Origin of the sequence: Acinetobacter nosocomialis, from assembly GCF_041021905.1 — a bacterium.
Taxonomy (GTDB): domain Bacteria; phylum Pseudomonadota; class Gammaproteobacteria; order Pseudomonadales; family Moraxellaceae; genus Acinetobacter; species Acinetobacter nosocomialis.
The window spans coordinates 2613432-2625656 of record NZ_CP157432.1 but is presented as its reverse complement, the minus strand read 5'-3'; the positions used below and the strand labels follow the sequence as shown (position 1 = coordinate 2625656).

The 12225-nt window shown below is 36.3% G+C and carries 11 protein-coding genes; 8 read left to right on the top strand and 3 right to left on the bottom strand.

What is annotated here, in order from left to right:
• Positions 1-46 precede the first annotated feature (46 nt).
• Complete coding sequence (gltS, locus tag ABLC00_RS12265; protein ID WP_004886339.1) at positions 47-1282, top strand: sodium/glutamate symporter; 1236 nt, start codon at positions 47-49, stop codon at positions 1280-1282.
• A gap of 193 nt (positions 1283-1475) precedes the next feature.
• Positions 1476-3311, top strand: coding sequence for a monovalent cation:proton antiporter-2 (CPA2) family protein (locus tag ABLC00_RS12260; protein WP_004707961.1), 1836 nt, complete (start codon positions 1476-1478; stop codon positions 3309-3311).
• Between the two features lie 140 nt (positions 3312-3451).
• Here the strand turns inward: ABLC00_RS12260 and ABLC00_RS12255 are convergent, their stop codons facing one another.
• The 3 genes from ABLC00_RS12255 to ABLC00_RS12245 form a co-directional block, all read right to left on the bottom strand.
• Entirely contained in the window at positions 3452-4285 is an 834-nt protein-coding gene (locus ABLC00_RS12255; RefSeq protein WP_004886341.1) for an SDR family oxidoreductase, read from the bottom strand.
• A 46-nt stretch (positions 4286-4331) separates the two neighbouring features.
• Positions 4332-4718: a DoxX-like family protein gene (locus ABLC00_RS12250; RefSeq protein WP_006580582.1), complete on the bottom strand. Its 387-nt coding sequence runs from the start codon at positions 4716-4718 to the stop codon at positions 4332-4334.
• 208 nt (positions 4719-4926) lie between these two features.
• On the bottom strand, positions 4927-5565 hold the full coding sequence (locus tag ABLC00_RS12245; protein ID WP_004707965.1) for a TetR/AcrR family transcriptional regulator: 639 nt from the start codon (positions 5563-5565) through the stop codon (positions 4927-4929).
• A 582-nt stretch (positions 5566-6147) separates the two neighbouring features.
• On the opposite strand from ABLC00_RS12245, the gene csuAB reads away from it, so the two are divergent.
• The 6 genes from csuAB (at position 6148) to csuE (ending at position 12158) form a co-directional block, all read left to right on the top strand.
• Positions 6148-6684, top strand: a complete 537-nt coding sequence (gene csuAB / locus ABLC00_RS12240) for a Csu fimbrial major subunit CsuAB (RefSeq protein ID WP_002049140.1) — start codon at positions 6148-6150, stop codon at positions 6682-6684.
• Between the two features lie 73 nt (positions 6685-6757).
• Positions 6758-7306, top strand: coding sequence for a spore coat protein U domain-containing protein (locus ABLC00_RS12235; RefSeq protein WP_033846042.1), 549 nt, complete (start codon positions 6758-6760; stop codon positions 7304-7306).
• Between the two features lie 4 nt (positions 7307-7310).
• On the top strand, positions 7311-7829 hold the full coding sequence (locus ABLC00_RS12230; RefSeq protein WP_033846041.1) for a spore coat U domain-containing protein: 519 nt from the start codon (positions 7311-7313) through the stop codon (positions 7827-7829).
• Entirely contained in the window at positions 7823-8656 is an 834-nt protein-coding gene (gene csuC / locus ABLC00_RS12225; protein WP_004886350.1) for a Csu fimbrial biogenesis chaperone CsuC, read from the top strand. The genes ABLC00_RS12230 and csuC overlap by 7 nt, the downstream gene beginning before the upstream one ends.
• Positions 8653-11142 (top strand): Csu fimbrial usher CsuD, encoded by a 2490-nt coding sequence (gene csuD / locus ABLC00_RS12220; protein ID WP_004886352.1) that lies wholly within the window; start codon positions 8653-8655, stop codon positions 11140-11142. The genes csuC and csuD overlap by 4 nt, the downstream gene beginning before the upstream one ends.
• Complete coding sequence (gene csuE, locus ABLC00_RS12215; protein WP_004886355.1) at positions 11139-12158, top strand: Csu fimbrial tip adhesin CsuE; 1020 nt, start codon at positions 11139-11141, stop codon at positions 12156-12158. The genes csuD and csuE overlap by 4 nt, the downstream gene beginning before the upstream one ends.
• Positions 12159-12225 lie beyond the last annotated feature (67 nt).

Genomic DNA, 12225 nt, shown 5'->3' with positions numbered 1-12225 from the left:
TAATTATTTTACAATCGATTAGAAATGTAATTAGAAAGTAGTATATATGGAATTTGTTTTTAATGGTTTTTATACACTAATTTCGGCGGTCATCGTTTTATTGTTGGGCCGCTTTCTTGTTAATCGGATTGATTTTTTAAAACGTTACAATATCCCTGAACCTGTAGCCGGTGGTTTGGTTGCTGCGGTAGTTTCTTTGCTTGTCCACAGTTTATGGGGGTACAGCATTGTTTTTAGTAGTGAATTACAAACCAGCTTTATGCTCGTGTTCTTTGCTTCAATTGGTTTAAGTGCCAATTTTATGAAGCTTAAAGAAGGTGGTAGTGCTTTAGTCATCTTCTTAATTTGTGTAGCCTCATTTATTGTTGTGCAAAATGCTGTTGGTATGAGCCTTGCGACATTATTGGGTCTAGACCCACTTATTGGTTTAATTGCAGGTTCAATTACTTTAACTGGTGGTCATGGTACAGCAGGTGCGTGGGGTGAAATCTTAGAAAGTCAGCATGGCATTCAAGGTGCTTTAGCCCTAGGTATGGCGAGTGCGACTTTTGGTTTGATTATTGGCGGTGTGATTGGTGGCCCTTTAGCCAAATTACTTATTAACCGTTATAGTCTTGCTCAACCAAAAACTAATGCGGAAATTCACCATCGCGATACGCATCTTGAACAAAATTCAGATGATCTCGCGCCGTTTGAAAACCCGCATCAAGTTCGTTTAATTACTGCCGATAATGCAATTACCACACTTGGTATGTTTGCAGCGTGTTTAGCGTTTGCTGAATTTATGACGGGCTTTAGTAAGGGAACATGGTTTGAGTTACCAACTTTCGTTTGGGCACTTGGTGGCGGTGTAATCTTAAGAAATATTTTAGAAAGCGTATTGAAAATTGATATTTTCGACCGCGCGATTGATGTGTTTGGTAATGCATCTTTATCACTTTATTTAGCAATGGCATTGCTTTCATTAAAGCTTTGGCAACTTGCCGACCTAGCTGGCCCGCTTGTAGTTATTTTAGGTGCTCAAACACTCACCATGGCTTTATATGCTGCATTTGTGACTTTCCGCGTCATGGGGAAAAACTACGATGCGGCAGTATTAGCAGCAGGTCACTGTGGTTTCGGGATGGGGGCTACACCAACTGCCGTTGCAAATATGCAAGCCATTACCAATATGTATGGTCCATCGCATAAGGCGTTTTTGATTGTTCCACTTTGTGGCGCATTCTTTGTCGACTTGATTAATGCGACGGTCATTCAGCTCATGTTGAAATTTATTGCTTAAATTTAAAAAAGCCCGTTAGGGCTTTTTTTATGGGTGTTTGTTTATGAATATTTCTTTCCCTGTATAGGCTCAATTTTTATTTCCCGATGATTTAAGCCATTTTATTTTTAGGATGCTTTTTCTCAAAACTAGTAATCGCCCTTACACCAAGTTTCACATAGAATAAATTGCAGATAAATAAAATGAGAAATGTATGAGCTCAGAAGCACATTCAATAAGCTTAGTTGCTCCAGTAGTGTTATTGGCAGCTGCTGTCATTGCAGTCCCTATTTTTAAACGCATTGGTTTGGGTTCAGTATTAGGTTATTTAATCGCAGGACTGATTATTGGCCCATTTGGTTTTGCATTTTTTCAAGATTCCACAGCAATTTTACATATTGCCGAGTTGGGAATAGTGATGTACCTCTTTGTGATTGGTTTGGAAATGCAACCATCACATTTGTGGAGCCTTAGACGTGAAATTTTTGGTCTTGGTACGCTGCAGATCATTATTTGTGCGTTAGCTTTGACTGGCGTAGGGCTATTGTTTGGTTTCACATGGCAAGTCGCTTTTATTGGCGCGGCAGGGTTTGTATTAACCTCGACTGCAATTGTGATGCAGTTATTGGGCGATCGGGGTGACTTGACTCAACCACGTGGGCAAAAAATTGTAGCCATCTTACTTTTTGAAGATTTATTAATTGTGCCACTACTGGCTATTGTTGCTTTTATGGCACCAAATCATGTAGTCGAAAGCACATCTGTACGCCTGGAAAACATTGGAATTGGTTTACTGGCAATTGCAGGTCTCATTGCGGCAGGCTATTGGTTACTTAATCCGTTATTTAGACTCTTGGCTGCTGCTAAAGCGCGAGAAGTCATGACGGCCGCAGCTTTACTGGTTGTGTTGGGTGCGGCGTTGCTCATGCAAGTCAGTGGTTTGACTATGGCAATGGGAGCTTTCTTGGCGGGTGTACTTTTATCTGAATCAACGTTTAGACATCAAATTGAAGCCGATATTGAACCATTCCGAGGAATTTTACTGGGTCTCTTTTTCCTTGGTGTTGGCATGTCACTGGACTTATCAGTGGTTGCTCAAAACTGGCAACTCATTGTAAGTGGCGTAGTGGCCCTGATGTTTGTTAAGGCGCTCATGATTTATATTGTCGCTCGAGTAACCAAAAGTCCTCATACAGAAGCATTAGATCGCGCTTTACTGATGGCTCAAGGGGGAGAGTTTGCGTTTGTACTTTTCTCTGCTGCATTAAGTGCCCAAGTTATTGATAGTACTGTCAAATCTAACTTAACTGCGATTGTTGTACTTTCAATGGTGTTGACTCCAATTGTCGGTATTATTTTTAAACGATTTACTCAAGCTAAAGCAAAGGTTTCATTGGAAGACATCAATATTGCTGATGGACTAAGCGGTAGTGTTTTAATGATTGGCTTCGGGCGCTTTGGGCAGGTCACCAGTCAATTACTGTTGGCAAGAGGCGTAGATGTCACCATTATTGATAATAATACCGACATGATTCGAAACGCTGAAAAGTTTGGTTTTAAAATTTATTATGGGGATGGCTGTCGCCTAGATATTTTACATGCTTCCGGTGCTGCAACAGCACAGGCGATTGTGGTGTGTGTAGATAGTAAGGAAACGACTAATCGAATTGTTGAATTGGTTACTCACGAATTTCCTTTGGCAAAATTATTAGTCCGTTCATATGACCGTGAGCATTCACTGCATTTAGTCAAACAAAAAGTAGACTTTATGATCCGTGAAACGTTTGAATCTGCGATTAAGTTTGGTGGAGTGATTTTACAAGAACTTGGTGTAGATGAAGACGAAGTAGAAAGAATTACCGAGGAAATACGCGATCTTGATAATGAACGCTTTGAGACTGAAATCGCAGCAGATGACGTAAATGCAGGAGTAGGTATGCAATATACCCATACTTATCATCCAAGACCAACTGCACCATTGATTCGACCAAAGCGGGAAGGACGTATTCTAAATAAAGATAATGCCTCAGAAAATGAGGGAACTGATTAGTTATAACGCTCAGTAATGGCTTTAAAAGAACTTTTACTGAGCTTTTCTATAGGAGGAAGTATCTAACAACGAACTCCCTCCATTTACCAATTAAACCGTCTTACTTTAGTAAGTTAAATGGCTAATCATATTAAGTTAACCTAGAGATGCTCTAAGGCTGTGCCTTTAACAGGATTTCTGCGCCAGTAGTAAGGTTGTAAAAATCTAAGGAAAAGTTTCCAAGGTGTTATCCATACGATACGACGGTTAGCTTTTTTATTTTGAATAATTTGTTTTGCTAAATACGCACAAACAACTTCAGGTGGGTCAATTACAAAGAAGAATAAGCGTTTCATCTTTTTCCAGTTTTGTATATTGCCATGGGTCCAAGATGAAACTAACAAGTCGGTTGCTACCATACCCGGGCTGAGAGTACCAGTTAAGATAGGAGTCGACTTAGTCTCTTTATAAAGCGCTTTACTAAAATAACTTACCGCCCGTTTAGTTGTCGCGTAGGCAGTCATTCCAGCACTCCATTCGCCATTGCTTCCCCAACCTTCCATGTTAAAGATTTGGCCATAACCTTGTTTGAGCATGCCTTTTAGAGCCACTTGCGAGCCGAGCATTGTGCCTAAAATATTAGTCGATATGGTCGTTTTCAATTCATCTGGTTGAAGGTCAATGAACTCTTTTGTAGGGTGACAGCTACCTGCATTATTAATCCATACATTGATTTGCCCAAAATGCTGAATTGCTCGATCCCACAGTGTTTGTACATCAGCAATTTGTGTCACATTGCAGCATAAACCAATAAATTTCTCTTTATTGAAATGAGTTTCTAAATAGGATAGGGCATGGTTAAGATGCTCAACATTTCGTCCCGCTATTACAACGGAACAACCAAGATCTAAAAAAGCATGGGCAAGTGCTAAACCAATACCCTTTGTACTTCCAGTGATGACTACACAACCAGCTTCACAGTTAGATAAACTCATTGAAATCTCTATAAATTTTTAAAACTCAAAGCTATTGAGCAATTTTTCATAAATGAGCGGTTTGCTCTTTTAATAAAAGCAGATAAATAATCGATAAACTTATCATCGAAATATTCATTACGATAGGGTTATAAGGTGAAATAAGTGTAGAGGGTATTAAAAAACCAATTAACAGCAGTAAATCCAATAATCCTAAAATACTTAAATAATGAATATATTTGTGAGGAGAAAAAAGAAATAATAAACCAAAAATCACTTCAGCTATACCACTGCCACGACCTGCAAGTTTTGCATAATCAAAAGAAAGTCCTATCATTTGCCAGACAAAAATTTCATCAGAGTTAATAAAAATGATTTTAGGAACGACGCCTTGATAAATCCATAAGAAAGCGAGTACAAAGTTTATAAATTTTAATGCTTTAGCATTACCCATTGAGACTCTCTAAAAGTTCAAAATTCTATTTTCATCATAGTAACTATTATGTTTCGATTTAAATTTTTCTTCAATAAAAATGAAATTTGGTTTGTTTTTTTAATCATTTTTTGATTGTTATTTTTTAAGAATATTATTGTATAGAATACGACTAATCTATTTATGTTTTTTATTAAAACATAGGAGAAGTGCTCCTATGTTTCTAAATTTATGGTTCACTCACTAATCTTGATATATTTTTTAAAATTATATTTCTTAGAAATTCTTTATAATATTCATCTGTGTTTTTATTTGAATGTTGAACTAAATATCCATTAAGTTGGGTAATTATAATAATAGCTCTTTCTTTATATTCTTCTGAAGATATTTCACTATGAATGGGAAGTATAATTTTATATATCAGTTCGAAATTATACTTTTGTATCATTGACAAAAAATCGTAAACATAGGGGAGATGGTCTGAAATAGAAAACACCTCTTTAAATGTATGAGTAATGATCGGTTGTTCTATTTCATACATTATATTGGTGATAATATTCATAAACCGATGTAAAGGAGGTTCATTCACATTTAAATTAATTAAAATTTCAATCCGCTGTATGTAGTCACAAATTAATTTATTAAGTAAAGCTTTTAATAAAAGATCTTTGTTTTTAAAATAATGCTGTAGGGTACTTAAACTAATATTAGATTGTGTGGCAACTCCTCTCATACTAAAACCAGAATAACCTTTCGTAAGAAAAACTATTTCAGCATTTTTTAAGATTTGCTTTATTCTTTCTTGCCCTTTTAGTGTAGTAAAGGACTTCTTTATTTGTATAGTATCAAAGGTATCAATTTTGATCATTATCCAGCCTGTAAGTACTATTTAAAAAAGGCATTCTAAACCATGAAATTAGAAAAATATAAATAAAATATTTAAATTCTATTAAACTAAATATAGGTCATATGACCTATATTTTTATAATTTAGGTCAGGCGACCCAATCTAAAATTAAAAAATAGGTCGAGCGACTTAATTCCTTTTCTTTAGAAATAGTTTAAATAGGTCATTTGACCTATTTAAATAAGAATAAATAGTGTTCAATTTTACATAGTCTATAAATGGTTGTATTTGAATAAATATTGACTAATTTTTATTTAAAGAGTGATATTTGTTTTTTTTGATTTTTAGTCATTTTTATAAAGTAGGGGTGGGTATTTAATCTTGTTTTTTAATGGTCTTTAGAAAAAGAATTTTAAATAAGTAAACATAGTCTTTTTGTAATGTATGTATACAAGTTAAATAATTGTTATTAAATTGTGAAAAGAATCACACAATAGTAAAAGATAGTTTGTTTTATATATAAAACAAATTAGCCGTATTTTATTTATCAAGTTTGATTCATTTTGTTCTACAAATCTAATCATTATATATGTAGGTTATGAATATGAAAAACATTCAGAAATCACTTCTTGCAGCATTAATAGTTGCTGGTTATGCGGTAAATACTCAAGCAGCTGTTACTGGACAGGTTGACGTTAAATTAAATATCTCGACAGGCTGTACTGTAGGTGGTAGTCAAACTGAAGGAAATATGAACAAGTTTGGTACTTTAGATTTTGGTAAAACTTCCGGTACTTGGAACAACGTATTAACGGCTGAAGTTGCTTCAGCTGCAACAGGTGGCAATATTTCTGTAACTTGTGACGGCACAGATCCTGTTGATTTTACAGTCGCAATTGATGGTGGTGAACGTACAGACCGTACTTTAAAAAATACTGCTTCTGCTGATGTAGTTGCATATAACGTTTACCGTGATGCTGCACGTACAAACCTCTATGTTGTGAACCAACCACAACAGTTCACTACAGTGAGTGGACAAGCTACAGCGGTGCCAATTTTCGGTGCAATTGCACCAAATACAGGTACAGCAAAAGCACAAGGTGATTATAAAGATACTCTATTAGTCACTGTAAATTTCTAAATATAAAAAGAAATAATTAATTGAGTGACAGGTTTACTCAGAGACGAGTGAACCTGTTTTAAATGGAGGGAAGATGATATTAAATCGCGGTTCAGTATTTATATTTTCATATTTTTTAATTACTTCATTAAATGCGGGTGAAATTGGAGCTAAATTAACGAGTCAAATTGAATTATTACCTTCTTGTTCTATCAATAATAAAATTGTAGAAAATAATACAGCAAATTTAAATTTTGGATCTTTAGATTTTGGAGAAGCTACAACTGCTTTTAATGGGGTGTTGGAAGCAAGTTTAATAAATAACGGAAATTCCGGCTTACAAATACAATGTGCTGGTATTTCAACTGTAAAAATAATATTTGGATCTGGAAATAATGATAGTAAAGTTCCTGTTTCATTCTCACAAAATTATTATCATGCATTAAGTAATGGTAAAGATTTTATCGCTTATAATTTGCTCTATGGTTTAAATAAACAAGTCATTAGAGCAAATGATGTTTTTATACTTAATGATATGAATACTAAAAAGAATATCGATATTTTTGGTCAAGCTGTACATGATGGTAGTGGTATATCTAAGGGTGAATATAAAGATATAGTACCAATTACAATTGAGTTTTAAGAAAATGAAATTTTTTTATTTTAAGGCAATATTGTTGCTATCTATGAGTCAACTTATATATGCAGCTGATCCTCAATTAAATTCGAGTTTTAAAGTTCAAGCTAAAATTGAAAATGGTTGTTCGATAGATAATATCGAACAAAAGATTGATTTTGGTCAATACTCGGCTTTATCAAAAGATAAAGTGGTTGCTAGTATTATAAATAGTAAAAGTTCTTGGAATATACGCTGTACAGAAAGTTTACCTGTAAGTATTTCTATAGATGGTGGTGAAAATCTACAAAATAATATAAGGCGAATGAGAAATAGCTCATCTTCTAATTATCTACCTTATAAATTATATAATTCGAGTAGTTTGGCTAGTGAATATGTAATTGGTAATAAATATTTATTGCCTGCTAAAACACCTACAAACCGTCTAGCAAATTTTGAAATATATGGTGTCGTTGATTTAGAAAATAATAATGAATCACATGCGGCTGGAATTTATAAAGATACTGTTTCAATAATGATTACATGGTGATTTGTATGAACAATTCTGCATTTATTAAAAATGGCATTTTAAAATCTTTTTTATTTGCAAGTACATTATCACTTGTTACACCTGTGATGGCACAAGCAACTTTTCTAATTTGGCCAATTTATCCAAAAATAGAAGCCAATGAAAAAGCAACCGCGGTTTGGCTCCAAAATACCGGCAAGACCGATGCGATGGTGCAAATTCGGGTGTTTAAATGGAGCCAAAATGGTTTAAAAGATGACTATAGCGAGCAATCAGAAATTATACCAAGCCCACCTGTAGCTAAAATTAAAGCAGGCGAGAAGCATATGCTTCGTTTAACCAAAAGTTCCAATTTGCCAGATGGTAAAGAGCAGTCATATCGTTTGATTGTAGATGAGTTACCGATTCGCCTTTCTGATGGAAATGAACAAGATGCTTCTAAAGTAAGTTTCCAAATGCGTTATTCAATTCCGTTGTTTGCCTATGGAAAAGGTATAGGCAGTGGCTTAACTGAAGAGAGCCAAAAAGCGAATGCAAAAAATCCTTTAGCCAAACCTGTTTTACAGTGGTCAGTCCGCAACAATGACAAAGGCCAGTCTGAGCTATATTTAAAAAATAATGGACAGAAATTTGCTCGTCTTTCTGCGCTTAAAACATCAAAAACTGGTCATGATATTTCTTTAGGAAAAGCTGCTTTCGGCTATGTGTTATCGAATAGTACTGTGAAGTTTGCCATTGATAAGTCGACTGCAAATGAGTTGTCAAAAACCTCTAAAATTTACGGTGTTGATAGCTCTGGCATAAAACAAGAGTTGATTGAAATCAGCAAAATGGAGGATCCAACATGATCCTTCGGCATAATAATTTATGCAAAAGTATTTTGCTAATTTTGTTGTCGGGTGGTTGCTTAAATATTGCTCTCGCTGGAGATTTACCTCCACCACCAAAAAATATTAATGAGATTAATCAACTTTTTAAATTGTATCTGGATTTAGTCGTAAATCAATATTCAATTCAGCAAGTCGTACCTGTTATTGTTAAAAATGATGAGTATTTTATACAAAAGAAGAAGTTGATTGATGAGTTGGAAATTCAAATCCCTCAAGAGTTATTGGCCAACAACCAGACTACTTTAACCAATCAAGATGTTTTAACTTTAGGATTTAGTGGCGATGCGAGTGACTGGATATCTTTAGATAAATTAAAAGATGTGAGCTATGAGTATCAATCATCAAATCAATATTTTAAGCTTAATTTTCCACCCGCTTGGATGCCGACCCAAGTTTTAGGTAAAGACTCATGGTATAAGCCTGTCGTTGCTCAGTCGGGTATAGGGCTGCTCAATAACTATGATTTTTATACTTATAGACCACATCAGGGTGGTTCAACCAGCAGTTTATTTACAGAGCAGCGCTTTTTCTCACCGCTCGGTGTAATTAAAAATTCTGGGGTCTATGTTAAAAATCAATTTAAAAATGAAGGTAATGCCGAGTCTTTAGACAATGACGGCTATCGTCGTTATGACACCTCTTGGCAATTCGATAATCAAAAGAACGCTACATCTTTTGTGCTTGGTGACATTATTACGGGTAGTAAAACGACTTGGGGAAGTTCTGTTCGTCTGGGCGGTTTTCAGGTACAAAGAAACTATTCAACCCGACCAGATTTAATTACCTATCCATTACCGCAGTTTATTGGGCAAGCCGCGTTACCCAGCACAGTCGATTTAATTATTAACGGGCAAAAGACCAGCTCAACAGAAGTACAGTCTGGGCCGTTTATTTTAAATAATGTTCCTTTTATTAACGGTAAAGGGGAAGCCGTAGTGGTCACGACCGATGCAGTCGGACGTCAGGTCACAACAGCAGTCCCGTTTTATATTTCTAATACTTTGCTAAAGCCTGGCTTATTTGACTACTCATTGTCTTTAGGGAAAATCCGTGAAGACTACGGACTTAAGAATTTTTCTTATGGAAAATTTGCAAGTGCAGCCGATGCCCGTTATGGGGTAAATGACTGGTTTACGGTAGAAGGGCGTACCGAGCTTTCTTCAGACTTACAGTTATTGGGTGCAGGTTCGGTACTCAAACTTGCAAACTTAGGTGTACTGAGTGCTTCTTTTAGCCAAAGTAAAGCCGATAAATCTATGTCTGAAGATCGGACGAAAGACTTGGAAGGGAAACAATATACGGTTGGGTACAGCTATAACCGTAATCGGTTTGGTTTTAGTATTAACCATAACCAGCGTGATGATGAATATACCGACCTTTCACGGCTGCAATATAGCAACTTAATTTCGGTTAATAGCAATAAAAGCCTAACCGCTAATACTTACTTTGCCACTAAAAACTCAGGCACCTTTGGTGTTGGTTATATCAATACTAAAGCAAATGACTTTAAAAACCGCTTCTTAAACTTGTCATGGGCACCTGTTTTACCGACTTATATGAATGGTGTGACTGTTTCTTTAAGTGCTAACCGTGATTTTATCGAAAAAGAGTGGAGTGCCGCATTTCAACTTTCGATACCACTGTTCCAACGAAACGCAACTGTAAACTCGGGTTATGCATTTAATAAACAAGGCGATACCGGCTACATTAACTTTAACCGTTCTGTGCCATCCGAAGGTGGTTTCGGTGTTGATTTAACCCGACGTTATAATGAAAATAGTGAAGATTTAAATCAGGCACGAGTCAATTACCGCAACGGTTATATCAATACCGACTTTGGTATGTCTGGAAACCATGACTATAACTATTGGTTTGGTCTATCCGGATCTCTCATTTATATGGCAGGAGAAGTATTTGCTTCAAACCGTTTAGGCGATTCTTTTGCATTGATTGATACCAACCAAGTACCGGATGTTTTGGTCAGATACGAAAACAGCCTAGTTGGTCGTAGCAATAAAAAAGGCCACATTTTTGTGCCATCCGTTACGCCTTACTATTCGGGTAAATACACCGTCGACCCAATCGACTTACCTTCAAACTTTACAATCACACAAGTTGAACAGCGTATTGCTGCCAAACGCGGTTCTGGCGTTGTGATTAAGTTCCCAGTTCATCAGTCTATTGCTGCTAACGTTTATTTAACTCAAGCAGACGGCAAACCGATGCCTGTAGGTTCTGTCGTGCATAGAGCTGACCAAGAGTCGTCTTATGTGGGAATGGATGGCATTGTCTATTTAGAAAATTTAAAACCGAACAATACCGTAACTGTTCAACGTTCGGATCAGAGTATTTGTAAGGCAGTTTTTTCTGTAGATGTAGAGCAAGCCAAGCAACAAATTGTGGTGGTTAAGCCTGTTACGTGTCATGAGGTATCTTTACCATGAATATAAAAACAAAAAAATTACTTAGCCATTTATGTATATTTTCTGGACTAATGCTAGCTGGAAATTTGGCTCATGCTGCATGTAATGTGAGTGCTTCTGGTTCATCTTCTATTTCGGTTCCGTCTATCTATTTAACAGAAAACGGTGAAAACTCTTCACAGTTTAATTCAGGTTTGTCATGCACGGGTTTTAGCTTGGCTTTGGCGAACATGACCTACCTAAAATATCGGGTTGAGCAAATGTCGAATTCATTTACAAATGCTCAAACCGGAGAAAAGCTCAATGCTGTTATTTTAGACAGTAACAATGAAATCATAAGCTTAGGCCAAGAAAAAGACATGAGTAGCTTTACGCTGGTCAATCTTTTTAGCGGGCCTGATGGCAATTTACCTTTCTACATACGGCTTCCGGCTGGGCAAAGTGTATCACCTGGTGTATATCAGGCTGATTCACCTTTAAAAGTAAAATGGTTTTATTCGGTACCGGGTGTTGCTATTGCTGGCATCGGGATCTTTTTTGAAAGCCCGGGGTTTAAACGTGGGGTATTAGGTATTGGTTTTAACTGGGGAACTGGCGCGGACTCCCTTGGTTCACTCTCAATTACTGTACTTCCAGACTGCCGAATTTTAGCTCAAGACGTAAACTTTGGTACGGCGGCGTTTGCTTCCAAGCTTGAACCTGTTCAGTCGTCTATGGGAATACGTTGCTCGGTAAATACACCATATTATGTCAGTTTAAATAATGGACTTTCCCCTCAAAACGGTAACCAGCGTGCCATGAAGTCACAAACGGGAAATACGTATTTAAAATACGATATTTTTAAAAATTCATCGAATGACCGATGGGGCAGTGGTAACGAACGTTGGTCGAGTTTAAACGCAACGGTTAATCCGGGCGTGCATAACGGAGTAACCCAGCAGAGTTATGTGTTTACCACAAAAATTGTTGATGAAAATGCAGACACTGTACCAGCGGGAACTTATCAAGATACGGTTACGGTACAAGTCGAGTTTTAAAAGTTGTGTTATATGAAAGATAAAAGCTCAGTTCATGGGCTTTTTGTCTTTAAATCAAGTCATTAGT